We start from the raw sequence: 24,747 nt of genomic DNA on the forward strand, positions 1-24,747 counted from the left end.
CCACCCGCGACCACGGAGCGCCCCACCATGACGACGACAACGCCCGCCACCGACGCACCCCCGACCCGCCGCGATTGGATCGCCCTGGCGGTGCTGTCGATCGGGCTCGGCCTCATCGTCCTCGACGGCACGATCGTCGGTGTCGCGCTTCCCGACATCATCGCCGACCTGCACCTCGACCTCACCGACGCGCAGTGGGTCAACAGCCTGTACGCGGTCGTCCTCGCCGCGCTCCTGCTCTCCACCGGAAAGCTCGCCGATCGCTGGGGGCGCAAGAACCTCTTCCTCGCCGGCATCGTGGTCTTCGTCGGCGGCAGCATCCTTGCGGCGATGGCAGACGCGGCCGGCCCGCTCATCGCCGCGCGCGCCGTGCAGGCCGTCGGCGCCGCCCTGATCATGCCGTCGACGCTCTCGACGGTCAACGCGGTCTTCCGCGGCCGCTACCGGGCGGCCGCCTTCGGCGTCTGGGGCGCGGTGATCTCGGGCGCCGCGGCGATCGGTCCGCTCGCGGGCGGCGCCCTCACCGAATGGGCCTCGTGGCACTGGATCTTCCTCGTGAACATCCCCCTCGGCATCCTCATCTTCGTCGCCGGCATCCTCACCGTCCCCGCCACCCGGGGCGCGCACCACCGACCCGGCGCGGACGTCGACGGAGCCCTGCTGGCGGCGATCGGGTTCGGAGCCCTTGTCTTCGCGGTCATCGAGGGCCCGGATCTCGGGTGGTGGGCCCCGACGGCGGATCTCGAGCTCTTCGGCTGGGTGTGGCCGACGGATGCCGCCGTCTCCGCCGTGCCGGTCGCCTTCGCGATCGCGGCCGTGGCACTGCTCCTCTTCGTCGTGTGGGAGCGTCATCGCGAGAAGGTCCGCCGCTCCGCCCTCCTCGACCTGCGGTTGTTCTTCCTCCCGACGTTCTCGTGGGGCAACCTCACCGCGGCGATGGTCGCGGTCGGCGAGTTCGCGATCATCTTCGTCCTGCCGCTGTACCTCATCAACGCGCTCGGCCTGAGCGTCATGTCCGCCGGTCTCGTCATCGCGGCGATGGCCGTCGGCGCATTCGTGTCGGGCGCGGCTGCGCGGCACCTGGCGGCGCGTTTCGGGTCGCCGGGCACCGTGCTCATCGGCCTCGCTCTGGAGGTCGTGGGCACTCTGATCCTGGCTCTCGTGGTCACCGGTACGACCCCGGGGTGGCTGGTCGCCCTCCCGCTCGTGCTCTACGGACTCGGTCTCGGCCTGGCATCCGCCCAGCTGACCGGCACGGTGCTGCGCGACGTCCCCGTCGACGTCTCCGGACAGGGGTCGGCGACCCAGAGCACGGTGCGCCAGATCGGCTCCGCGCTCGGCACCGCGTTCGCGGGCGCCGCGCTGTCCGTGTCGCTCGCGCTCACCCTCCCCGCCGCCCTCGCGGGGGCGGGGATCACGGGCTCCGCCGCCGACGAGCTGGCCGACGCGACCCGTCAGTCCGCGGGCACGATGATCACGCAGCTGCGCGGCCAGGGGGCAGCCGGCCCGTTCGGCGACCAGACCGCGACCGCGGTGGATGCGCTCGCTCGCGGCTTCGCCGACGGCACACGGTGGTCGCTGCTGGTGGCGACGGCCTTCCTCCTGCTGGGCTTCGTCGGTGCGCTCCGCCTGCAGCGCGTCGCCGGACGCCCCGCGCCCGAGGTGGCGGAGGCCGAGGCGGCGGAGGAGGTCGGGCCGTGAGCATCGCGGTCCGCGAGCCGGTGCCCGCGGATGCCGATGCGATCGCCGACGTCCACGTCGCCACCTGGCGCGAGGCGTACGCGCATCTGCTCCCGGAGGCCTACTTCTCCGCGGACTACGTCGCCCGCCGGCACCGGATGTGGGCGCACGTCCTCGGCGAGGCGCGGGCGGACATGGCGGTGCGCATCGCCGATGATGCCGGTGAGATCGTCGGCCTCGCATGGGCCGGCCCGGCCGACGTCCTGCCGAGTGCGGATGCCGCGCCGCCCCGCGTCCGGGCGCTCTACGCGCTCTACGTGCTGGCCGATCGCTACGGCACCGGCGTCGGGCAGGCGCTCCTCGACGCCGCGCTCGACGGCGAGCCGGCGATGCTCTGGGTGGCGAAGGAGAATCCGAGGGCGACGGCCTTCTACCGGCGGAACGGGTTCCGTTTCGACGGCGTGGAGCAGACCGATCCCCAGGCTCCGTCGATCACCGATGCCCGGATGGTGCGCTGAACAGCGAGCATCTCTTCCCTCTCCATTATCGCGCGCCGAGGGGGGCTTGCGGCAAGACCCCCTCGGTGAGGCAGAATCGCAGGTCGCGCGCCGAATCGACGCGCCGGTGAGGAGAGTCATGCCCGAATCCACCACTCCCGACGCACCCGATGACGACGTGTTCGCGCTGCCCGCGCGGCTGACGCGCAAGCTCGACCCGGCGCTCGTCGATGCCGATCGTGCGCGGTTCACCGAGATCGAGCAGGCCCTTGCGGCGCAGGAACGCCGCCTCACCGCCCGGCGCGACGCGTTGCTGCGCGAGGCCGTCTCACCGGGCCAGCGCGCCGTCGAGCGGGACGCGGAGGTGCGCGACCTCACCGCCCGGCTGCGCATGCTCGGCCGGTTCGGCCTCGACGCATGCATCGGCCGGATGGTCGACGAGGCCGGCACGATCACCTACATCGGCCGCTTCGGCCTCGCGGATGCCGCGGACGACCGTCTGCTCATGGATTGGCGGGCCCCGGCATCCGCCCCCTTCTTCGCCGCGAGCGCCGCGCGGCCGATGGGGCTGACGAGCCGCCGCCGCTACCGCTGGCACGGTGGCCGCGTCGTCGACTACTGGGACGAGGTGTTCGCCCCGGATGGGATCGACCATTCTGCGGCGCTCGATGACCAGTCCGCGTTCATCGCGAGTCTGGGCGCGAGCCGCTCGCCGCAGATGCGCGACGTGCTCGCCACGATCCAGTCCGATCAGGACGCGATCATCCGCGCCGGGTCGTCCGGGGCGCTCGTCGTGGACGGCGGGCCCGGGACCGGCAAGACGGTCGTCGCCCTGCACCGCGCCGCGTTCCTCCTCTACGACGACGCGCGGGTGCGGCACGGCCGCGGCGGCCTGCTGTTCGTCGGGCCGCATCGCCCGTACGTCGACTACGTCGATGACGTCCTGCCGAGCCTCGGCGAGGATGGCGCGCTCGTCTGCGCGGTCGGCGACCTCGTTCCGGTCGGAATGCCGCCGCGGACGGAGCAGGACGCCGTCGTCCGCCGCCTCAAGGGCGATGGCCGCATGGTCGACGCGGTCGAGGCCGCCGTGCGGCTCTGGCAGCGGCCGCCGACCCGGACGCAGGGGATCGACACCGCGGTGGGGGTGGTTCCTGTGACCCCCGCGGAGTGGACGGAGATCTTCGCGGATGCCGATACGGCGAGCCACAACGCGGTGCACGCCCGCGGCTGGGACCGGCTGCTCGACCTGCTCGAGGAGCGGATCGAGTCGGCTGAGGCGGAGGACCGGACCGAGTTCGCGTCCGGTGATCCGTGGGAGGAAGGCGGCTTCGACGCCTACGGGTCAGGGTGGGACGATGATGAGTCGGTCCGCGACGGACTCGAGAACGACGACGAGCTGCGGTCGCTCTTCGACCGGGCGTGGCCGCTGCTCGACCCCGACCGGCTGGTGCGCGGGCTCTTCGCCTCGCGCGCGATGCTCGCGCGATGCGCCCCGTGGCTCGAGTCGGCCGACCTCGACCTTCTCACGACCGAACGCGAGACGGCGGCTGCGGCGGCATCCGGGTCGGCATCCGCCGATCGTCCTGCCCCGGCGCCCTGGACGGATGTCGACCTGCCACTGCTCGACGCGGCGCGGCTGCTCGTCGGGGACCCGGGAGCCGAGGCCCGCGCGCGTGCCGCCCGCCGCGAATCCGCGGACGCGCGTCGTGTCATGTCGGACGTCGTCTCCGACCTCATCGCGGCGGATGATTCCGACCTGCGCCTCATGTCCATGCTGCGCGGTCAGGATCTGCGTCGCACCCTCGTCGACGAGGCCACCGATGTCGGCGACCCGTACGCGGGACCGTTCGACCACCTCGTCGTGGACGAGGCCCAGGAGCTCAGCGATGCGCAGTGGCGGATGCTCCTGCGGCGGTGCCCGTCGCGGAGCCTCACGATCGTCGGCGATCGCGCCCAGGCGCGACAGGGGTTCGCGGAGTCGTGGGAGGAGCGCCTTGCGCGCATCGGCGCGGGTCGCGTCGCCGTGGCGACACTGACCGTGAACTACCGCACCCCGGAGGAGGTGATGGATGCCGCCGGTCCCGTCATCCGCGCCGCCCTCCCCGACGCGAACGTGCCGACCTCGATCCGACGCACCGGCATCCCGGTCCGGTACGGCCCCCGGGCGGACCTTTCCGCCGTCGTCGATGCGTGGGAGGCGGCGGCCGACGAGGGCACGGCCGTCGTCGTCGGGGCGCCGGAGTTCGGCTCCCGCCCGCGAGTGATGTCGCTCGATCCGTGGCGGGTGAAGGGGCTCGAATTCGACCTCGTCGTCCTCGTCGATCCGGACCGGTTCGAGCCGGGGCTCGCCGGGGCCGTCGACCGTTACGTCGCGATGACGCGCGCAACCCAGCAGCTCGTCATCCTCGGCGGGGGGATCTAGGGGCGTACCGCGACGAGGATCGTCGCCGAGCCGTCCGGCTCGTGCACCTCGACATCGCAGGAGAAGGCGCGCCGGAGCGAGCCCTCAGCGGTGTCGTTCCACACTCGACCCCACGCGGCGATGAGGGCCTCGGGCATCTCACCGTGGGCGGGGTAGGCCGTGCGCGCGCCGTCGGTGAGGCGGATGGAGGCGTACGGCGGGAAGACCGCATCCTCGACGTCGACTCCGACGCCGACGATCTGCGCGTAGGCCCCCGTTTCATCGGAGTCGTAGTCGAAGAGTGCGGCGTACAGACGGGTGTCGGCGCGCGCGGGCAGGCTCAGGAGCGTCTGATCGGCGAGGACTCGTCCCCAGAGACTGCCCAGCTGTGCGCTCCCCGCATCGGCCTCGGCGGCGTTGGTCGTGCGGACGAGATGTCCGACGATGACGGTGGGAAGAGGTTGCACGGGCAGACCGGACCCGACGCTCAGGGAACCCAGAAGCCGACCGCGCAGAGCAGGCGCGTCTCTTCATCGGCATCCTCGGGCGGATCGATGGCCGGGGGGAACACCCCCCACTGCCGCCACTCGTCCGCATGCGGGGTCACGTGCTCGTTCAGCCCGGCGATGAGCTCGGCGGAGAGGTGGAACGGGATGCCGAGGTGCTTCGCGATGGACCACGCCTGGAACGCGCGGTAGGTCGCGAGGTGCGCGAATCCTTCATCGGAGGGATAGTCGCCGTAGGTGAAGCGGAACGTCGGAACCGCACCGCCCGCGCGCACCGCCGCGGTGGCGGCATCGTTGAGCGCGTCGTACGAGGCGATCGGGTCGTCCCCCAGCAGGTCGGCCTCGGCGAACGGGTCGCCGTCGGCGGCGGGGCGCCCGGCCAGGACCCCCGGGATCCACGCTTCGTCGTACGCGTGGCGGGACAGGATGTCGCGCAGGGTGGGCGACTCCGTCTGACTCCACTCCGGCGGCACAGGTGTGGAGAGATCGGCGGGATCGATGCGGTCGACCACCTCGCGCAGCGCGGCGTCGGCCTGGAGGAACAGCTCGTCCGGTGTCATGGCGACGAGAGTACTGCGGGGCAGGGACACGGACCAGGGCCCCGGCCCGCGCCCGTGTCCGCGAGCCTGCTTACGATGAGGAGATGAAGATCCTTCTCACCGGCGCCACCGGGTACATCGGCTCCTCCGTCCTCCGTGTCCTCCGCGCGCACGGCCACGAGGTCATCGCCCCGGTCCGCAGCGCCGACTCGGCGCGGGCTGCGGAGGCGTCAGGCGCCAGCGCCGTCGTCGGCGACATCACAGACCCCGCGTGGTTCGCGCCGCTGCTGCAGAGTGCGGATGCCGCGATCCACACCGCGGCGCCCGGCGACGGGACGGCCGCGGCATTCGATGGGGCCGTGGCGGATGCCGTGATCGCGACGTTCGCGGGGACGGAGAAGCCCTACATCCACACCGGTGGGCTGTGGATCCACGGGCCTTCCGATGACCTCACCGAGGAGACTCCGTTCGACCCGCCGGCGCTCGTCGCCTGGCGCGCGGATGTGGAGTCGCGGCTCGAAGACGCGGGTCTCGTCCTGTCGATCGTGGAGCCGGGCATCGTGTACGGCCACGGCGCCGGCATCCCCGCCTCGCTCACCGATGCGCCGACGGACGCCGATGGGCGCCTCACCGTCGTCGGCGACGGAACGCAGCACTGGCCGACGGTGCACGTCGACGATCTCGCGGAGCTGTACGCCCGCGTGATCGAAGCGCGCTCGCCCGCGGGCCGCGTCCTCGGCCTCGGCGGCGACAACCCGATGGTCGCCGAGATCGGCGCCGCTTTCGCCGGCGGCTCCGTCGTTCCCGAGGGTGCGGATGCCTCACGCGCGCGCCTCGGCGCGGCATATGCCGATGCGCTCATGCTGGACCAGCAGGGAAGCGGCGCGAAGGCGCGGTCGCTCGGGTGGGCGCCGACGCGTCCGTCGCTCATCGAGGACATCCGCTCGGGGAGCTACGCCGACGCACGTCGGGGCTGAGGCGCGCGCCACGCCGGTGCGGAGCTCGTCGGGATCCGAGGCGTCCCGACGAGTTCCCAGGTTCGCGCCGCCGGGGTGCCCTACTGTGTCAGCAGTCCAGGGGGAGTACTCCGACACGGACGGCTCGTCAGTACGGTCGCATCGCGACCCGGGCCGACCGGTCCCGAGACGGGATGGGGGAGACTCTGGCGTCGACCTCGTCACGCCCGTCTTCTGGAGCCCCCTGTGAACATCACGCCACTCGTCTGGATCATCACGATCGCCGTCACGATCCTCTTCTTCGTGTGGGAGTTCTTCGTCCACGTGCGAAAGCCCCACGAGCCGACGGTGGGCGAGTCCGCCCGCTGGTCGGCGTTCTACATCGGCCTCGCGCTGCTGTTCGGCGTCGGGATCGGCCTGGTCTCCGGGTGGAACTACGGCGGTGAGTACTTCGCCGGCTACCTGACGGAGAAGGCGCTGTCGATCGACAACCTCTTCGTCTTCCTCATCCTGATGACCGGTTTCGCGGTGCCCAAGATCTACCAGCAGAAGGTGCTGATGATCGGCATCGTCATCGCGCTGATCATGCGCGGCGGCTTCATCGCGGTCGGCGCCGCGCTCATCGAGAACTTCTCCTGGGTGTTCTACGTGTTCGGCGCGCTGCTGCTTTTCCTCGCCTACCGACAGGCGTTCGCACACGGCGAGTCCGACCCCGCCAACGGTCGGTTCATGCGCTTCGTGCGTCGCATCCTGCCCGTGAGCGACGAGTACAACGGCGACCGGCTGACGGTGGTGAAGGGCGGCCGCCGCTTCGTCACCCCGATGCTGCTCGTGATCGTCGCGATCGGCATGATCGACCTCGTCTTCGCCATCGACTCGATCCCCGCGATCTACGGTCTGACCGAAGAGGCCTACATCGTCTTCACCGCCAACGCGTTCGCGCTGATGGGGCTGCGCCAGCTCTACTTCCTCATCGGCGGTCTGCTCGAGCGGCTCGTCTATCTCGCGCAGGGTCTCGCCGTCATCCTCGCGTTCATCGGCGTGAAGCTGCTCATCCATGCGCTGCACAAGAACGAGCTGCCCTTCATCAACGGCGGCGAGCACGTGACGTTCATCCCCGAGATCCCGATCTGGCTGTCGCTGCTGTTCATCGCCGCGACGATCACGGTGGCCACCGTGGCCAGCCTCGCGAAGACGCGGAAGGACCGGGCGGCCCTCATCGGCGGCGGCGGCGCCTGACCCGGTCGTCCGCGACGCCTGGTGCCGGCGCGGCGGCGAAGGGCGGGTCAGTCGGTGGCGGCGAGGCGCCGTTCGCACACGATCGCCCCGACGTCGCGGGCACCCGCCACCGAACGGCGATGGACCTCGACGACATCGAAGCCGGCGCGCTCGAGCGCGGCTCGCAGGTCACGCGCCGCCCACCGCTGGGCGGTGGCGACGGCGTGGGTGAAGGGCTCCGTGCTCTCGGCGTCGAAGTAGCCCAGCAGGAGACCCCCGCCCGGCCGGATGACTCTCGCGAACTCGGCGAGCGGAGCGGCGATCCGTGACGGCGTGTAATGGATCGTGGAGAACCACGAGAGGATGCCGCCGAGGGATCCGTCCTCCTCAGCGATGGCCTCGATGCTCTCGACATCGAAGCGCCGACCGGGATAGCGCGCCCGAGCGCCGACGATGAACGGAGCGACGAGGTCGATGCCGCGCGCGTCGAGTCCGAGGCCGGTCAGATGGTCCGTCCAGTGGCCCGGACCGCACCCCGCATCGACGGCCGGGCCGCTGAGTGCCCGCGCCCACGCCTCGATGAGGGATCGGTCGCTCGGGTGTGCGGCGTCCACGGACCCGATGAGGTCGGTGTACTCAGCTGCCCGCTTCGCGTAGGCCTCCGTCACGGTCGTCACCGCTCGAGGCTACCGGCGGGGCCGCGCCGTCAATGGATGCATTGACAGCCCAAGGGTCCGGCGAATAGGTTGCGCTAGTGGTCTGACCTCTCGACCACGCGACGGGTTGCAGTCCTCCGTCCTCTCGTGGATGCTTCCCTGAACCGGCCGGCGACCGCGACCATCCTTCCGACCACCCCGAAAGGCCCCTCATGTCTCCCCTGAAGCGTCAGCTGCCCCAGCCTGCGGAGCTCCTCGAGCTCATGCAGTTCAAGAAGCCCGAGCTCGACGGTCGCAAGCGGCGCCTGGACGGCGCGCTCACGATCTCCGACCTCCGCACCATCGCCAAGCGCCGCACACCGAAGGCCGCCTTCGACTACACCGACGGCGCCGCCGAGGGCGAGCTCTCGCTCGCCCGCGCCCGCCAGGCGTTCCAGGATGTCGAGTTCCACCCCGACATCCTGCGTCCCGCCGCCGAGGTCGACATGTCCACCGAGATCCTCGGCGGCCCCTCGGCCCTGCCCTTCGGCATCGCGCCGACCGGCTTCACCCGTCTCATGCAGACCGAAGGCGAGACGGCGGGCGCGGGGGCGGCGGCCGCCGCCGGCATCCCCTTCACGCTGTCGACGCTCGGCACGACCTCGATCGAGGACGTCAAGGCCGCGAACCCGCACGGGCGCAACTGGTTCCAGCTGTACGTCATGCGCGATCGCGAGATCTCGTACGGGCTCGTGAAGCGCGCCGCGGCCGCCGGGTTCGACACCCTGCAGTTCACCGTCGACACCCCGGTCGCCGGCGCGCGCCTGCGCGACAAGCGCAACGGCTTCTCGATCCCGCCGCAGCTGACGATCGGGACGATCATCAACGCGATCCCGCGGCCCTGGTGGTGGATCGACTTCCTGACGACCCCCAAGCTCGAGTTCGCGTCGCTGTCGACGACCGGGGGCACGGTCGGCGAGCTCCTGAACTCCGCGATGGACCCGACGATCAGCTACGACGACCTGGACGTCATCCGCGGTATGTGGCCGGGCAAGCTCGTCGTCAAGGGCGTGCAGAACGTCGAAGACTCCAAGCGCCTCATCGATCGTGGCGTCGACGGGATCATCCTCTCGAACCACGGCGGCCGCCAGCTCGATCGGGCTCCGATCCCGTTCCACCTCCTGCCGGAGGTCGTCCGCGAGGTCGGCAAGGATGCCACGGTCATGGTCGACACCGGGATCATGAACGGCGCGGACATCGTCGCCGCGGTCGCGCTGGGCGCGAAGTTCACCCTCATCGGCCGCGCCTACCTCTACGGCCTCATGGCCGGGGGGCGTCAGGGTGTGGACCGCACGATCGAGATCCTCCGCACCGAGATCGAGCGCACGATGAAGCTCCTGGGCGTCTCGTCGCTCGACGAGCTGGAGCCGCGCCACGTCACGCAGCTCGAGCGCCTGGTGCCGCGCGCGGCCAACGGGGGCGTGCTGACCTCGGCATCCGACTGATCAGGCCCGCTGTGCGCGCGGGGCCGCGGGTCGACAGGATGCCAGGGACGCTCGCCCGTGTCAGCGCACGGGTCTACGCTCACGGCATGTGCCGCAACATCCGCGTCCTCCACAATTTCGAACCGCCCACGAACGATGACGAGGTGCGGGAGGCCGCGCTGCAGTTCGTCCGCAAGGTGAGCGGGTCGACCCACCCCTCCCGCGCCAACACCGAGCCGTTCGACCACGCGGTCGATGAGATCGCGCTCGCGACGCGGCGATTGCTCGACGCGCTCGTGACGAACGCGCCCCCGAAGAACCGCGACATCGAAGCGGTCAAGGGGCGCGCCCGCCACGAGGCGCGCATGGAACGCGAGGTGCGGATCCGGACGGCATCCTGACCGCCCGGTCGGGGTGCCCGACCGGGCGGCGGCTCAGGCCGAGGCGAGCCAGACCGTCGTCTCGGCGGGGACGACGCGATCGGATGCCGTCGGGGACGCGTCGACGGAGCCCGCACTTCCGACGAGCACCTCTCCCGCGTCGGCGGGCAGCGTGAAGGGTTCGCCACCGAAGTTCGTCACGACCCGCCATCCGTTCGGACGCATGAAGCTGAGCACGTCGGCGCGGCCCGTCTCGATCCACTGGAGCTGCTCCCCGGTCTGCAGCTCGTGCCGCAGCGCGAGGGCGCGCCGGTAGAGGGAGAGCGTCGATGCGGGATCGCGCTCCTCCACGGAGACGGCGTGGTCGGCGAACCACGCCGGCTGCGGCAGGTGCGCGCCCGCCGTGCCGAAACCGAACGACGGTCCCTCGGCCGCCCAGGGGAGCGGCACGCGGCATCCGTCGCGACCGAACTGCTCCTGGTTCGTGCGGAAGTACGTCGGATCCTGGCGCTCGGCGGCGGGGATCTCGGCGACCTCGTGCAGGCCCAGCTCCTCGCCCTGGTAGAGGTACGCCGAGCCGGGGAGCCCGAGAAGGAACAGGCTCGCCGCGCGCGCGCGCCGCTCGCCGCGCGCGCGGTCCAGCCCGCTCTGATCGGCGCCGGACTCGAGCCATCCTCCGCCGTGGCGCTTCGGGACGGCGGCATCCTCGGGCAGGTCGTCCAGGCCGACGAGCCCGTAGCGCGTGGCGTGGCGGAAGACGTCGTGATTGGAGAGCACCCACGTGCTCGAAGAGCCGGACTGCGCGGCGAGGGCGATGTTGTGCGTCACGATGTCGCGGAACTGCGCCGCGTCGAAGTCCGCGACCAGCAGGTCGAAGTTGAAGGACTGACCGAGGCTCTCGGGGCTCGCATACCGCGGCACGCGGTCCGAGGCCACCCAGGCCTCGGCGACGGCCGTGCGCGGCGGATCGTAGGAGTCGAACACCTCGCGCCACTGCGCGTACACCTCGTGGACATCGTCCCGGTCGAGGAGCGGGTGATTGCCGTCGACGGGGATGTCCGCGAGCTCCGCGGCGGAGGGGAGCGGCTCGGAGAGGTCCTTCGTGAGCATGTGAGCGACGTCGATGCGGAATCCGTCGACGCCCCGATCGGACCAGAACCGCAGTGTCGTCACGAAGTCCGCGCGCACCTCGGCATTCGCCCAGTTCAGGTCGGGCTGCTCGATCGCGAAGCTGTGCAGGTACCACTGCCCGTCGTCGACGCGCTCCCACGCGCTCCCGCCGAATGCGGCTGTCCAGTCGGTGGGCGGTTCGGCCCCGTCCGGCCCGCTGCCCTCGCGGAAGATGTACCGCTCGCGCGCCGCGGAGCCGCGGCCGGCGGTCAGCGCCTCCTGGAACCAGACATGCTGGTCGGATGTGTGGTTGGGCACGATGTCGACGACGACCTTGATCCCGCGCGCGTGGAGCGCGGCGGTGAGGGCATCGAAGTCCGCGAGGGTGCCGAGGCGCGGGTCGACATCGCGGTAGTCGGCGACGTCGTAACCGCCGTCGGCGAGCTCGGACGGGTAGAACGGACTCAGCCAGACGGCGTCGATCCCGAGCTCGGCGAGGTAGTCGGCGCGCGACAGGATGCCGCGGATGTCGCCGAGCCCGTCACCGTCGGCATCCGCGAAGCTGCGCGGGTAGATCTGGTAGACCGCCGCCTGCCGCCACCACGGCGGCATCTCGGTCTGCGGAACCTGCGCGGCGGGAGTGGTGGTGGCCGTGGCGGCGGCGTCGGTCGGGACGGTGGTGTCGGTCGGGACGGTCACGGGGAGAGGTGCCTTTCGGGTCGGGTGTCGGGGATCGGATGTCGGGGATCGGATGTCGGGGATCGGATGTCGGGATTCAGCGGGGGTCGGAACGGTCGATCAGCCCTTGACGGCGCCCTGCGTGACGCCCTCCATGACCCAGCGCTGCGTGAAGAGGTAGACGACGATCGCGGGCGCCATGGCCATGAGGTACGACGCGAACGACACGTTGTAGTTGTTGCTGAACTGGGTCTGGAAGAGGTTCTGCCGCACGGGGAGCGTCTGCAGCGCCGGGTCGGAGATGATGAGCGAGGGCATCATGAAGTCGTTCCATGCGTAGAGGAACGCGAAGATGCCGACCGTGGCGCTCATGGGGGCCAGGAGCGGGAAGATCAGCCTCCAGAACGTCTGCCAGGTCGTCGCGCCGTCGATCCGCGCGCTCTCCTCGAGTTCCAGCGGGATGGAGCGCAGGAAGGCGGTGAACAGCAGCACGCTGAAGCTGAGCTGGAACATGGTCGCGAGGATCATGACGCCGAACGGATTGTCGAGCCCGACCCGTCCCGTGAGCTGGATCTGCGGCAGGGCCACCACGGGGAACGGGATGAACATCGCGGCGAGCAGGTAGAAGAACGAGTAGCGGAAGAGGCGTCGGTCCCAGTTGCGGACGATCGCGTACGAGGCGAGCGCGGCGAGGATGATCGTCGCGACCACGGTGCCGGCGGTCACGAGGAGCGAGATGGATGCGCCGACGGGGAACTTCGTGAGGTTCCACGCCTGGACGAACCCGTCGATGCTGAACGGGGCGGGCAGCGAGAAGGCGTTGCCGTCGACCGCCTGGCCGGTGGTCTTGAACGCCATGGAGATCGTGACGTAGAGGGGGAGCAGGACGGTGACGGCGCAGAGGATGAGGATGATCGTCCCCGACCAGTTCACCCGCTCCATCGCGGTCCGCGGTGAGCGCGCCCGGCGGGTTCTGCCCGCTCGGTCCGCGTCGACGGTGATCTCGGCCTGCTCGAAGGCGAGTGCCGGCTGCGAGGTGGTCATCAGAACTGGTTCCTTCCGCGCGTGAGCGAGAGCTGGAGGACGGAGATCAGCACCGCGACGATGAAGAAGATGGTCGCGTTGGCCATCTGGTAGGCGTAGTCGCCGCCGTTGAACCCGGCGATGATCGTCATCGCGATGCTGCGGGTGGCGGTGCCGGGGCCCCCGTTGGTGAGGCCGACGATGATGTCGTAGGCGTTGAGGAAGCCCTTGAACCCGAGGATGACGTTGATCACGACATAGCCGGCGACGAGGGGGAGGGTGATCCGCAGCAGCTGCTGCGTCTTGCCGGCGCCGTCGAGGTCGGCGGCCTCGTACACATCACCGGGAACGGACAGGAGCCCGGCGATGTAGATGAGGAGGGTGCCCGGGATCGCCTGCCAGGCCGTGACGATGACGATCGCGACCCAGGCGAGGTCGGGGTTGGCGAGCAGGCTCGACTCGAGCCACGGGATGCCCGTGCCGCTGCCGAGTGCGGGGATCGAGTTGGAGAACAGGAAGTTGAAGACGTAGGCGATGATGATGCCCGAGATCACCATCGGGATGACGAAGATCGCGCGCAGCCCCGTCTTGAAGCGGATCCGCGAGGTGAGTCCCACCGCGAGCAGGAACGCCGCGATGTTCACGACGATGACGCAGGCGATCGACAGACCGAAGGTGAACAGGTAGCTCTGCAGGATCGCGGGGTCGCTGAACAGGGCGATGTAGTTCGTCAGGCCGATGAAGTTCCAGTCGCCGATCCCGATCGAGTCCGTGAAGCTGAAGAAGATGCCGATGACCCCGGGAACCGTGATGGCGAGCGTGAAGAGGATAAGGCTCGGCAGCAGGAAGAGGTAGTAGATCGGCTCGACACGGCGGGTGCTGCGCCGGGCGGTCCGGTCCCCCTGCGTGACGAGGGTCGTGGTCGTTGCCATCGCTCAGCCCTCCTTCGGCTGGCGGAACGCGAGACGCGCCCAGTCCTGGTCCATGGTGCGCAGGATGGATGTCGGCGAGTCGCCGAACACCATCGCCTGCGCGTAGTTGAAGACGGGGATGGTCTTCGGCACGAGGACCGACGGCCCCTGGTAGATCTCCCCGGCGTTGTAGAACGGGATCATGCCCGCGATCCGCGGGTCGTCGGGTTCGGCGGCGCCCGTGATCGGGGTGAACCCGAGCTGGGAGGCGTTGTACGCCTCGATGCGCTCGGGGACGAACAGGTACTCCAGGAAGTCGCGCGCCGCCTCCTGGTGGCGAGAGCCCTCGGGGATCATCGCCGCGAGATCCATGTTGACCCGCACCTTGCGATCGTCGGGATCAGCGGTCATCGGCAGCGGGAACGTCCCGAGTTTCAGGTCGGGGGCCGTCTTGGCGATCTCGCTGAACGCCCACGGCCCCTGGAGGTACATGGCGGCCTGCCCCTTGGCGAAGGCGAGGTTGCCGTCTCCGTAGCCGCGGCTGTCGGCATCCGGGTTCGTGTACGTCGAGGTGAGCTGCAGCATCTTGTCGGTGGCGCCGGAGAAGTCGTTCTCGAACGAGACCGGCGATCCGGAGCCGACATCCGCGCCCTGCGCCCTGAGCCGCTCGAAGAAGTCGAGGACATCGAGCGAGCCGCCGACGGAGTAGTCGTACCAGCCCTGGCCGATCGTCCAGTCATCCTTGAACGTCGCGTAGAACGGGGTGATCCCGGCGGCCTTGAGCTTCTCGCACACCGCGATCAGCTCGTCCCACGTGGTCGGGACCTCGAGGCCGTTGTCGGCGAAGATCTGCGTGTTGTAGATGACGGATGCCGCCATGACCGAGTACGGCAGCGCGCTGATGCGACCGTCGCACTTGCCGTACTGGTCGATGAGCGGCTGCAGGTTCTGATCGGATTCCGCGGCGGCCTCGGTGCCGGACAGGTCGCTCAGAGCGCAGCGCTCGACGAAGCGCGCGATCTCGTAGTTGTAGTTGGCGAGCATGATGTCGGGCGGGTTCCCCCGGACGAAGCTCGCCGACACGACGTCCACGCCGGAGGTGTCCATGACGACCTCGACCTTGTCCTGCGAGGCGTTGTAGTCGGCGACGACCTTGCTCATGAAGTCGAGCGCTTCGCGCTTGCTGAAGGTGAAGCGGACCGTCTCCCTTCCGTCGGCCGAACAGCCCGCCAGGGCCGCGGCGACGAGGGTCGTCGCCGCGAGAGCCGCCAGCAGCCGCCGCCCTCTTCGCGCTAGTAGAGACACCGTCGTCCTCCCATCACGCTGGCATCCCTGCCAACGTCGAAGATTAGATTTACTCGCCAAATCAATTGGTTGCAGGCAGTATTGCAGGAGATTCGACGAAAGGTCAAGACCCCGTGCCCGATCCCCTGATGCCACCCGTGAACCGCTCGCCCAGCCAGGACGCGGTGTGGGGCTACGCCTGGGGAGTGCGGGAGTTCACGGCGAGCGACGCGATGGAGGCGACCGGGATGACCCGCTCGACGGTCATCGATGCCGTCGACGGGCTCGTGGATCTCGGCGTCCTCCGCGAGCTCGCCAATGCGCGCGACGCGGGTCAGTACCGGAAGGGCCGCCCCGCGCGGAGGTTCGAACTGCGGGAGGACGCCGCGGTCCTCGTCGGGGTCGACGCCGGGCGCGGGCACATGACGGTCGTCGTCAGCGACCTCCGTTCCCAGCCTCTCGTCACCTACCGGGCCGACGCCGACGCCGACGCGACGAATGAGGACGTCCCCGAGCGGCGGCGCCTCATCGGGGCGGTCGTCGACGCGGCCCTCGACCAGGCGGGGAAGGAGCGCGCGGACGTCGCAGCGCTCTGCGTCGGCGTCCCGGCGCCGGTCGACCGGACGGGGCGCTCACCACGGCATCGGACCGGCTTCTGGGACCTCATGAACCCCGATCTTCTGGGCCTGTTCGCGTGGGCTCCGCTCCTGAGGATCGACAACGACGCGTCGCTCGCGGCGGTGGCGGAGGGAGCGAACGGCGCCGCCCGCGGGTGCGTCGACTACGTGTCGCTGCTTGCCGGCGATCGCCTCGGCGCCGGAGTCGTGGTGGATGGCCGGGTTCTGCGCGGTGCGCACGGCGGTGTCGGCGAGATGGTCGCGTTCGACCACGTCGACGGTGTCGGTTCCGCCTACGGGCTCGGGTACCTCACCACGCACTGGGCGCGAGAGGCGATCGCCATGGGAGAGGCCGACCCTGCGGGGGCGCTCGCGCGCGCAGACCACCTCGATGCGCGCGCCGTGCTGGAACTTGCGGCGGCGGGCGACCGCGACGCACAGCGGGTCACCGAGCGCGTCAGCCGCGTGCTCGCCCGCATCGTCAGTGTGCTCGGGAGCATGTTCGACCCGCGCGTGGTCGTCGTGTCGGGTGCCGTCTCCGCCGGGGTGGAGCAGGTCGCCGCCTCAGCGCGCGCCGCGCTGCCCACCGATCTCGACCTCCCCGCCCCCGAACTCGTCATCTCGACCCTCGGCGCGGATGTCGTCGTGATCGGCGCGGTCGCCGCCGCCGCCGACCTTGCGCGCGCGCACCTCCTCCAGGACCCGATCGTCGCGTCGCTCGTCGGAGCGCGGGCCTGATCCGCGCCGGGCGCGGTGCGCGCGAGGCTGCGCCGAGGAGACGAGCACCCCGCCGATGAGGAGCGCGCCGCCGGTCAGCTCGGCGGGCGTCGGGATCTGACCCAGCAGGAGGGCGGCGGAGGCCATGGCCACCACCGGGGCGAGCAGCACCCACGGCACGACCGCCGCGGACCGGTTGCGGGAGAGCAGTCCGTTCCAGATCGAGTAGCCGACGATCGTGCAGAGGACGGCCGTGTACAGGGTGGAGAGCACCGATGACCAGCCGAAGGCCGCGAGACCGAGCCCGATGGCATCCGGCCCCTCCACGGCGAGGGAGAGCCCGAGCGCGGGGACGGGCACGACGAGCGCCGACCAGACGGTGAGCGACAGGCCGCCCAGACGCCCGCGGCCCGCGACGACGCCGGCCCGGCGCGAGATGACGTTGCCGATCGCCCACGACGCGGCCGCCGCGAGGGCGAGCGCGACGGCCAGCGCGGGCGCGTTCCCCCCGCGGCCGGCAGCGACGATCGCGAGCCCGATGACCCCCACCGCGACGCCGATCGCCTGCAGCGGGGTCGGCCTCTCGCGCAGCGCGAGCGCGGCGAAGGCGATCGTGAACACCGCCTGCGCCTGCAGGACGAGCGCGGCGAGCCCGGGCTGGAGTCCGAGCGCCATCGAGGTGTACAGCAGCCCGAACTGACCGAGGCACATGAACAGACCGACACCGACGACCGTCCGCCACGAGGTGCGGGGGCGGGGTACCACGACGACCGCCGCCGCGACGACGACGAAGCGGATCGCGACGAACAGGAGCGGGGGAACGCCGCGCATGCCCCAGTCGATGACGACGAAGTTGAACCCCCACAGCGAGGCCACCGCAGCGGCCAGCATCATGTCGCGTCTGCTCACTCGTTCAGCATCGGAGTTCTGGTCGATGAAGCACAAGCGATGATTCGGATGCCTCACCATGTAGCATCCCTTCATGATCGATCTCGAGGCCGTCGTCGCCCTGCGCGCTGTCGCGACCGGCGGCAGCGTCGTCGCGGCGGCATCGACCCTCGGATACACGCCGTCCGCGATCTCCCAGCAGATCAAGAGGCTCGAGCGGGGCACCGGGATCGCCCTCCTGGAGCGCGTCGGGCGAGGCGTCGTGCTCACCGATGCGGGGACGCGGCTCGTCGTCGCGGCGGCGCCCATCCTCGCCGACCTCGACCGCCTGGGCGCCGACCTCCAGCTCGCCGACGGCGACGCGACGGTCTCCGGCGAGATCCGGATCGCCGCCTTCTCGACCGTCGTGCGCGGGCTTCTCGTCCCCGTCATCTCCGACCTGGCGGCGCGGCACCCCGGCCTCTCCCTGCCGCTGCGCGAGAGCGAGCCCTGGGAGACGATCGCCCTCGTCGCGTCCGGCGGGCGCGACCTCGGGATCGTGCACCGCTGGGGCGGAGTCGCGCTCGCGATGCCGGAGCACCTCGTCGCGACGCCGCTGTTCACGGATGTCGCGGACGTGATCCTCCACCGGGACCACCCCCTCGCCGGGAGGGCGACCCTCCGCCCCGACGACCTCGCCGCCGAGCGGTGGGTCGCCACCTTCGACGGCACGATCTGCCGCCAGTGGCTGCGACGCCTGTTCGACGGCGTGCCGGGCGCGCCGCGGATCGCCTACGAGTCGATGGAGTTCGAGAACCACGTCGACATCGCCCGCGCCGGGCTCGCGGTCGCCCTCGTCCCCCGGCTGGGCCGCGAGGAGCTCGGTCCGGACGTCGTCGCCATCCCCACCGAGGCGCCGGCGTCGACGCGCGACGTGCTCGTCGTGCACCGGCGCACGCAGGAGGACTCCCCCGCCCTCCGGGCGGTGCTGGACGCTCTCGTCGCCGCGTCGCGGATGCGCTGACCCGTCGCCCGCGACCGGGCGTCGCGGAGCTCTGGGGCCTCAGTGCGCGGGGGAGGGGGGCTCCACGGGCGGCCGCCACACGAGCACTGCGACGATGACGATGAGGATCACGGCCGTCATCGCGATCGGCAGGGGTAGCAGCGGGTCGATGAGGATGAGAAGGGCGCCGACGGGCACCACGACGTTGACCACGGCATCCGCGTAGCGCCGGATCGCGAGCAGCCACACACCGAGGACGAAGACGGCGACCGGCACCGTGTACGTGAAGGCGGCCCAGGGCTCGTGGAGCTCGCTCGCGTCGGTGAGCGTGTCGATCTCGACCTCGATGCCGGCGGAGAAGGCGGCCGCCGCGGCGAAGACGAAGTAGTGCCCGTATCCGTAGAAGATCGAGGCGCGCAGCCCGCCGATGGCGTGGTGGTGGGGCGGCCAGAAGTAGATCCACCAGAGCGCTGCCGTCGTCACCAGGGTCAGGGCGGCGATGCCGATGAGCGGGGCCAGGTCGTCCGTCTCGTGGAGCGCCTCGATGATGGCGTTCGCCGAGGCGAGAAGGCTCTCGCCGAGGACGATCAGCGTGAACAGGCCGTACCGCTCGGTGATGTGGTGCGGATGCCAGGGGGTGTGGCCGGTCCGCTCCGCGATGACCGGAACAGCGATCTCCAGGCCGATGAGGACGACGATCGCGGCGGGGGAGAGCGCCGCGGGAAGGAGGAGCGAGAGGAGCCACAGCACCTGGACGCAGGCGATGCCCCCGGCGTAGATGAGGGTCGCGCGCCGCGCGGCTCCGGCCGAGCGGGAGGCGCGCAGCCACTGCGTCACCATCGCGAGGCGCATGACCACGTATCCGGCGATGCTGACCCGGAAGTCGGCGTGCTCGAACATCGGCTGGATGCCGGCGGCCAGGATGAGCACGCCGCCCATCTGCAGGATGGTCAGCACCCGGTAGAGCCAGTCGTCGGTGTCGAAGGAGGTGGCGAACCACGTGAAGTTCATCCACGCCCACCAGATCGCGAAGAACACGATCGCGAAGGTCACGACGCCGTGCAGCACGTCGCCGTGAGTGAGCGCGTGGTGCAGCTGAACCGACGCGATGCTGACCGCGACGACGAAGACGAGGTCGAAGAACAGCTCGAGGGTGGATGCCGCGCGGTGCGGCTCGTGCGGATTCCGCGGGCGCATCGGGACGAGCCGGGAGCGCGTCGGCGGCGGAGGCGTCGAAGGCGTCATGGGCGTCAGGGTAGCGGGTGCGGGGCGCTCGACACCGCCGCGGCGAGGGGGGAGGATGCGAGAGGGCGCACGCTCACGACTCGACGAAGAGGAGACCGCGCATGAAGAAGCTCATCAACTCGCCCGACACGGTGCTCGCCGACGCGCTGCGGGGTGTCGCGGCGGCGCATCCCGAACTGTCCGTCGACATCGAGAACCGCCTCGTGGTCGCGACCGAGCCCCGCGAGAACCGGGTCGCGGTGATCTCCGGCGGGGGGACGGGGCACGAGCCGCTGCACAGCGGATTCGTCGGCCCCGGCATGCTCGACGCGGCATGCGCGGGGGAGATCTTCACCTCGCCCACGCCCGACCAGATGCTCGCCGCGGCGACGCGTGTCGACGCGGGGGCGGGCGTGCTCTTCATCGTGAAGAACTACACCGGCGACGTGCTCAACTTCGAGATGGCGGCCGAGCTCGCCGCCGACGAGGGCATCGAGACCGCATCCGTCATCGTCGCCGACGACGTCGCGGTCGAGGACTCGACCTGGACGGCGGGGCGTCGCGGCGTCGGCACCACGGTCATCGTCGAGAAGATCGCCGGCGCCGCCGCCGCCGAAGGCAGGACGCTGGCCGAGGTCGCCGCGATCGCCGAGCGCGTGTCGAAGGCGGGCCGCTCGATGGGCGTCGCGCTGACGAGCTGCACCGTGCCGGCCGTGGGACACCCCAGCTTCGACCTGCCGGAGGACGAGATGGAGGTCGGCGTCGGCATCCACGGGGAGCCGGGGCGCAGGCGCGTGCCGCTGGAGGACGCGCGCGGGATCGCGCACGACATCGTCACCGCGATCGCGGACGACGCCGACTTCACCGGCGCACCCGTCATCGCGCTGCTGAGCGGGCTCGGCGCGACGCCGCTGATCGAGCTGTACGTCATCTACGCCGACATCGCCGACGCGCTCTCCGAGCGCGGCATCAGCGTCGCGCGCGTCCTCGTCGGCGACTACATCACGAGCCTCGATATGGCCGGCTGCTCGCTCACGCTCGTGAAGGCCGACGACGAGATCCTGCGGCTGTGGGATGCCCCGGTGCGCACGACCGCGCTCCGCTGGGGGCTCTGACGTGGCGGGGGAGGTCACCGCCGCGCAGCTCGAGACCTGGCTGCGCCGGTCGGCCGACGTGCTCGCCGCGCACGCCGAGGAGCTCACCGCGCTCGACTCGGCGATCGGTGACGCCGACCACGGAACGAACATGGCGCGGGGCTTCGCGGCCGTCGTCGCGAAGCTCGACGCCGCGCCCGCGGACGAGTCCCCGACGCTGCAGGCTCTGCTGAAGTCGGTGGGGATGACCCTGATCTCCAAGGTCGGCGGCGCGAGCGGATCGCTCTACGGCACGCTCTTCCTCGACATGGGCAAGGCCGCCCCGGCGGCGAACGAGGTCGATGCCGACGGATTCGCGTCGATCGTCGCGGCGGGTGTCGCCGGCATCGTCGGGCGCGGCCATGCGGAGCTCGGCGACAAGACGATGATCGACGCCCTCGACCCGGCCGTGGCGGCTCTGCAGGATGCCGCGGCATCCGGAGCCGCGCCCGCAGCCGCGGCCGCGGGCGCGGCCGAGGCTGCTGCGGCGGGTCGCGACGCGACCGAGCCGCTGGTCGCCCGGAAGGGGCGGGCGTCCTACCTCGGGGAGCGCAGCGCGGGGCACATCGATCCGGGCGCCGCATCGTCGGCCCTGCTGCTGCAGACCCTCGCCGACACGCTCGCAGACGATGGGGGAGCCGGCGCGTGATCGGTTTCGTCGTCGTCTCGCACAGCGAACCGCTGGCACACGCCGCCGTCGAGCTCGCGATGCAGATGATCCACGGCGACGCACCGCCGGTGCGGGTCGCCGCGGGCGCGGATGGCGGCTTCGGAACGGATGCCGTCGCCATCGCCGCGGCGATCGACGAGCTCGCGGACGCCGACGGCGTGCTCGTCCTCACGGATCTGGGATCGGCCGTCCTCAGCTCGGAGCTCGCGCTCGAGCTGCGCGAGAGCACCCAGCCGGTGCGCATCAGCGGCGGACCGTTCGTGGAGGGAGCGACCGCCGGCATCGTCCGGGCGGCGACCGGGGGGACCCTCGACGAGGTCGCGGCCGAGGCGGCGGGAGCCCTCGCGGCGAAGCAGCCGCACGGCGAGGACGGGGCTCCTGCGCCGGCCGACGTCTCTGCGCCGGCCGTGCCCGCGGACGCCGCGCCGTCGTCCGCCCCGGCATCCGACGACGGAGACGTCATCGAGCGCGAGGTGACCCTCCTCAACCCGCTGGGGCTGCACTCGCGGCCCGCCTCGCTCGTCGTGAAGGCCGCGAGCGGGCACCATCCCGCGCCCACCCTCACCGACCTGACCAACGGGCACGGCCCGGCGGCGGCGAACAGCCTGATCTCGCTCCTCGCGCTCGGGGCGGAGGGGGGCCACACGCTCGCCGTCCGGGCCGAGGAGGAGGGTGCGGCGGCCGCGGTCGACGCGCTCGTCGCCCTCATCGGGGGCGGTTTCGGCGAATCCGGCTGACGTGTCGCGCCGGGTAGAATTCCGTGTGCCCGAAACGACTCCCGACGACCCCGCCGCGCGCGCCGACGCGCCCGAGCGGCCGGGGGTGACGATCGACCCGACCGAGCTCGAGATCGCGCTGCGGGTCATCGACGCGGCATCCGACCTCGACCACGACGACCCCGCCTACATCGCTCTGCGCCGACAGACCGGGAAGCTCTACAAGGACGTCAAGCGCCTCGCGCGCAAGGAGAAGCGTCAGCGCATCGCCGACGCCGACCGCGCCGTCGTCGCGGCGACGGCGACCGGAGCGCCTGACCGCATCGACGACGAGACCCGCGGCATCCCCCTCGCAGCGCGCACCGCCGCCCCGACCGCCGGGGAGCTCATCAAGCCGCGCGCCTGCTACATCTGCAAGCAGCCCTACACGACGGTGGATGCCTTCTACCACCAGCTCTGCCCCGACTGCGCCGCGATGAGCCACGACAAGCGCGACGCGCGCACGGACCTGACCGGCCGACGCGCCCTGCTGACCGGTGGCCGCGCGAAGATCGGGATGTACATCGCGCTGCGGCTTCTGCGCGACGGCGCGCACACGACGATCACGACCCGCTTCCCGCGCGACGCCGTCCGCCGGTTCTCGGCACTGCCCGATTCGGCCGACTGGATCCACCGGCTGAAGGTCGTCGGCATCGACCTGCGCGATCCGGCCCAGGTGATCGGGCTCGCCGACGCTGTCGCGGCCGACGGGCCCCTCGACATCCTGATCAACAACGCGGCGCAGACGGTGCGGCGCTCCGCGGGCGCCTACAAGCCGTTGGTGGATGCCGAGCTCGCGCCCCTCCCGCAGGGTCCGCTCCCCGAGCTCCTGACCTTCGGGCACACCAACGATGCGCACCCGCTCGCGCTGGCGCAGTCGGTGTCGAGCCATCCGATCCTCGCCGCCGCCGCGAGGACGGCCGACGAGCTCACCGCCGAGGCGATGGCCGCGGGGTCGTCGTCGCTCGAACGCCTCGCCGCCGGGACGGCGATCGACGCGGGCGGCCTCGTGCCCGATGAGAACCACATCAACAGCTGGACCCAGTCGGTGGATCAGGTCGAACCCCTCGAGATGCTCGAGGTGCAGCTGGCGAACATGACGGCGCCGTTCCTCCTCGTGTCGCGGCTGCGGCCGGCGATGGCCGCGTCGCCCGCCCGCCGCAAGTACATCGTGAACGTCTCGGCGATGGAGGGGGTGTTCGGCCGCGGATACAAGGGTCCGGGCCATCCGCACACCAACATGGCCAAGGCCGCCCTGAACATGCTGACCCGCACCAGCGGCCGCGAGATGTTCGAGACCGACGGCATCCTCATGACCGCGGTCGACACCGGCTGGATCACCGACGAGCGCCCGCACTTCACCAAGGTGCGCCTCGCAGAGGAGGGCTTCCACGCACCCCTCGACCTCGTCGACGGTGCGGCTCGGGTCTACGACCCGATCGTGCGCGGTGAAGCCGGCGAGGATCTGTTCGGAATCTTCCTGAAGGACTATCGCAAGAGCTCGTGGTGAGCCCGGGCGGGTGAGCGTCAGTCGAGGACGAGCGTGATGTCGGGGTGGTCGGCGAACACGGCGAGGACGAGGTCGAAGTAGGTGGGGCCGTCTCCTGCGTCGAGCGCCGCGAGATCGGCGCGGAAGCGGTCGACGGCGTACACGTCGGGGCGCGCGAGCTTGCCGAGGTAGAAGGCACGGGTCGCCGGGGCGCCCAGCGCCGCGCGCACGGTGCGGTGGTGGCTGAGGACGATCGTCGGCCGCTGCACGCCGCGGAGGGACCCGATGCCGCCGTAGAGCAGATCGTCGAGGGCATCCAGGCTGGGGCCGAGGGTCCAGTCCTCCCCGGTCATGAGCACGCGGTTCACCTCGTCGTAGAACGAGGCGATGCCGTCGATCCGCGAGCCGTCGAGGGTGAACGGCGCCGGAGGCAGGAAGTACGCGGCGGCGAGCGGAGCGACCTCGATCTCGGATGCCCCCGCGTGTGCGACCCAGCGGAGCTCGTCGATCTCGGCATCCGGCACCGGGATCTGGTCGCCGATATCCGCCCGGAAGACGTCGGCGACGACGACGAAGCCCGGTTCGTTCGCAGCCGCGGCGCGGAATTCGCCGAGCGGCTCGAGGTCGGCGGCGGGCACGATCAGACCGACCTCCTCGGCCAGCTCGCGGGCCAGCGTCGCGGCCGGTGATTCGCCCGGCTCGGGCTTGCCGCCGGGCTGCATGAACGCGCTCGTCCCGGCTTTGCGCACGAGCAGCAGTCGCCCCGTCGCGTCGGTGATCACGGCCGCCGACACCCGGATCTCGCGGGGCGTCGCCGCGAGGGGCCCGGCCGGGGCCGCGGCCGGCGTCGGGGCGGGGGTTCCGGCGGGCTCAGCGGGTTCGGCGGACACCCCCGCACCGTAACATCCTCGGCCTCCGGCCCGGCGCCGGGGCCGCCTGGGCGACGCCGGACGGGGCATCGCCAGAGCTC

At 71.2% G+C, this 24,747-nt stretch carries 21 protein-coding genes and 2 pseudogenes; 13 read left to right on the forward strand and 10 right to left on the reverse strand.

Translation table 11 applies throughout. The annotated features are described in order from the left end of the window. The first annotated feature begins 27 nt into the window (after window positions 1-27). The 3 genes from J0P97_RS07720 (at window position 28) to helR (ending at window position 4,599) form a co-directional block, all read left to right on the forward strand. Window positions 28-1,701: an MFS transporter gene (locus tag J0P97_RS07720; RefSeq protein WP_215487200.1), complete on the forward strand. Its 1,674-nt coding sequence runs from the start codon at window positions 28-30 to the stop codon at window positions 1,699-1,701. Continuing rightward, window positions 1,698-2,198, forward strand: a complete 501-nt coding sequence (locus J0P97_RS07725) for a GNAT family N-acetyltransferase (protein ID WP_215487201.1) — start codon at window positions 1,698-1,700, stop codon at window positions 2,196-2,198. The genes J0P97_RS07720 and J0P97_RS07725 overlap by 4 nt, the downstream gene beginning before the upstream one ends. 118 nt (window positions 2,199-2,316) lie before the next feature. Further along, complete coding sequence (gene helR, locus J0P97_RS07730; RefSeq protein ID WP_215487203.1) at window positions 2,317-4,599, forward strand: RNA polymerase recycling motor ATPase HelR; 2,283 nt, start codon at window positions 2,317-2,319, stop codon at window positions 4,597-4,599. Here helR and J0P97_RS07735 read toward each other — a convergent pair. Further along, on the reverse strand, window positions 4,596-5,045 hold the full coding sequence (locus J0P97_RS07735; protein ID WP_215487205.1) for a GyrI-like domain-containing protein: 450 nt from the start codon (window positions 5,043-5,045) through the stop codon (window positions 4,596-4,598). The genes helR and J0P97_RS07735 overlap by 4 nt on opposite strands. Before the next feature lie 20 nt (window positions 5,046-5,065). After that, window positions 5,066-5,644, reverse strand: coding sequence for a DinB family protein (locus J0P97_RS07740; protein WP_215487207.1), 579 nt, complete (start codon window positions 5,642-5,644; stop codon window positions 5,066-5,068). A gap of 83 nt (window positions 5,645-5,727) precedes the next feature. Here J0P97_RS07740 and J0P97_RS07745 point away from each other — a divergent pair, with 83 nt between their 5' ends. Both J0P97_RS07745 and J0P97_RS07750 read left to right on the forward strand, forming a co-directional pair. Then, the gene (locus J0P97_RS07745; RefSeq protein WP_215487208.1) at window positions 5,728-6,600 is read left to right on the forward strand and encodes an NAD-dependent epimerase/dehydratase family protein; all 873 of its coding nucleotides are present in this window, start codon (window positions 5,728-5,730) and stop codon (window positions 6,598-6,600) included. A 225-nt stretch (window positions 6,601-6,825) separates the two neighbouring features. Next, the gene (locus tag J0P97_RS07750) at window positions 6,826-7,818 is read left to right on the forward strand and encodes a TerC family protein (protein ID WP_215487209.1); all 993 of its coding nucleotides are present in this window, start codon (window positions 6,826-6,828) and stop codon (window positions 7,816-7,818) included. A 47-nt stretch (window positions 7,819-7,865) separates the two neighbouring features. Here J0P97_RS07750 and J0P97_RS07755 read toward each other — a convergent pair whose 3' ends face one another. Then, window positions 7,866-8,474 carry a class I SAM-dependent methyltransferase gene (locus tag J0P97_RS07755; protein WP_215487210.1) on the reverse strand — a complete coding sequence of 203 codons (609 nt, stop codon included), beginning with the start codon at window positions 8,472-8,474 and terminating at the stop codon, window positions 7,866-7,868. Window positions 8,475-8,665: 191 nt separating this feature from the next. Between J0P97_RS07755 and J0P97_RS07760 the strand changes: the two genes are divergently transcribed. Both J0P97_RS07760 and J0P97_RS07765 read left to right on the forward strand, forming a co-directional pair. Further along, complete coding sequence (locus J0P97_RS07760; protein WP_215487211.1) at window positions 8,666-9,937, forward strand: alpha-hydroxy acid oxidase; 1,272 nt, start codon at window positions 8,666-8,668, stop codon at window positions 9,935-9,937. 86 nt (window positions 9,938-10,023) lie between these two features. Further along, window positions 10,024-10,317, forward strand: a complete 294-nt coding sequence (locus tag J0P97_RS07765; protein WP_215487212.1) for a DUF2277 domain-containing protein — start codon at window positions 10,024-10,026, stop codon at window positions 10,315-10,317. A gap of 33 nt (window positions 10,318-10,350) precedes the next feature. Here J0P97_RS07765 and J0P97_RS07770 read toward each other — a convergent pair whose 3' ends face one another. The 4 genes from J0P97_RS07770 to J0P97_RS07785 form a co-directional block, all read right to left on the reverse strand. After that, on the reverse strand, window positions 10,351-12,018 hold the full coding sequence (locus J0P97_RS07770) for a glycoside hydrolase family 13 protein (protein ID WP_215487353.1): 1,668 nt from the start codon (window positions 12,016-12,018) through the stop codon (window positions 10,351-10,353). 186 nt (window positions 12,019-12,204) lie between these two features. Continuing rightward, window positions 12,205-13,128 carry a carbohydrate ABC transporter permease gene (locus J0P97_RS07775; protein WP_372449682.1) on the reverse strand — a complete coding sequence of 308 codons (924 nt, stop codon included), beginning with the start codon at window positions 13,126-13,128 and terminating at the stop codon, window positions 12,205-12,207. After that, entirely contained in the window at window positions 13,128-14,039 is a 912-nt protein-coding gene (locus J0P97_RS07780; protein ID WP_215487213.1) for a carbohydrate ABC transporter permease, read from the reverse strand. The genes J0P97_RS07775 and J0P97_RS07780 overlap by 1 nt, the downstream gene beginning before the upstream one ends. A gap of 3 nt (window positions 14,040-14,042) precedes the next feature. Then, window positions 14,043-15,323: an ABC transporter substrate-binding protein gene (locus J0P97_RS07785; RefSeq protein ID WP_282836699.1), complete on the reverse strand. Its 1,281-nt coding sequence runs from the start codon at window positions 15,321-15,323 to the stop codon at window positions 14,043-14,045. A 401-nt stretch (window positions 15,324-15,724) separates the two neighbouring features. Between J0P97_RS07785 and J0P97_RS07790 the strand changes: the two are divergent. Then, a pseudogene (locus tag J0P97_RS07790) lies at window positions 15,725-16,522 on the forward strand (ROK family protein); the annotation flags it as partial. Here J0P97_RS07790 and J0P97_RS07795 read toward each other — a convergent pair. Then, entirely contained in the window at window positions 16,484-17,545 is a 1,062-nt protein-coding gene (locus J0P97_RS07795; protein ID WP_282836697.1) for an EamA family transporter, read from the reverse strand. The pseudogene J0P97_RS07790 and the gene J0P97_RS07795 sit on opposite strands and share 39 nt — an antisense overlap. A 73-nt stretch (window positions 17,546-17,618) precedes the next feature. Here J0P97_RS07795 and J0P97_RS07800 point away from each other — a divergent pair, with 73 nt between their 5' ends. Next, window positions 17,619-18,527, forward strand: a complete 909-nt coding sequence (locus tag J0P97_RS07800) for a LysR family transcriptional regulator (protein WP_215487214.1) — start codon at window positions 17,619-17,621, stop codon at window positions 18,525-18,527. A 39-nt stretch (window positions 18,528-18,566) separates the two neighbouring features. Here J0P97_RS07800 and J0P97_RS07805 read toward each other — a convergent pair whose 3' ends face one another. Beyond that, window positions 18,567-19,751, reverse strand: coding sequence for a low temperature requirement protein A (locus J0P97_RS07805; RefSeq protein ID WP_246540031.1), 1,185 nt, complete (start codon window positions 19,749-19,751; stop codon window positions 18,567-18,569). Between the two features lie 101 nt (window positions 19,752-19,852). Here J0P97_RS07805 and dhaK point away from each other — a divergent pair, with 101 nt between their 5' ends. Genes dhaK through J0P97_RS07825 form a run of 4 tightly spaced genes read left to right on the forward strand, consistent with a single transcriptional unit; the run spans window position 19,853 to window position 23,798 of the window. Next, window positions 19,853-20,845, forward strand: coding sequence for a dihydroxyacetone kinase subunit DhaK (gene dhaK / locus J0P97_RS07810; protein ID WP_215487215.1), 993 nt, complete (start codon window positions 19,853-19,855; stop codon window positions 20,843-20,845). 1 nt (window position 20,846) lies between these two features. Further along, complete coding sequence (dhaL, locus tag J0P97_RS07815; protein ID WP_308163506.1) at window positions 20,847-21,512, forward strand: dihydroxyacetone kinase subunit DhaL; 666 nt, start codon at window positions 20,847-20,849, stop codon at window positions 21,510-21,512. Further along, on the forward strand, window positions 21,509-22,270 hold the full coding sequence (locus J0P97_RS07820) for an HPr family phosphocarrier protein (RefSeq protein WP_215487217.1): 762 nt from the start codon (window positions 21,509-21,511) through the stop codon (window positions 22,268-22,270). Before dhaL ends, J0P97_RS07820 begins: the two co-directional genes overlap by 4 nt. A 25-nt stretch (window positions 22,271-22,295) precedes the next feature. After that, window positions 22,296-23,798, forward strand: coding sequence for an SDR family NAD(P)-dependent oxidoreductase (locus J0P97_RS07825; RefSeq protein WP_215487218.1), 1,503 nt, complete (start codon window positions 22,296-22,298; stop codon window positions 23,796-23,798). Between the two features lie 407 nt (window positions 23,799-24,205). On the opposite strand, the pseudogene J0P97_RS15570 reads toward J0P97_RS07825, so the two are convergent. Next, window positions 24,206-24,559: pseudogene (locus tag J0P97_RS15570) on the reverse strand (NUDIX hydrolase); the annotation flags it as partial. Window positions 24,560-24,747 lie beyond the last annotated feature (188 nt).

This window comes from Microbacterium flavum (genome assembly GCF_018717645.1).
GTDB lineage: Bacteria > Actinomycetota > Actinomycetes > Actinomycetales > Microbacteriaceae > Microbacterium > Microbacterium flavum.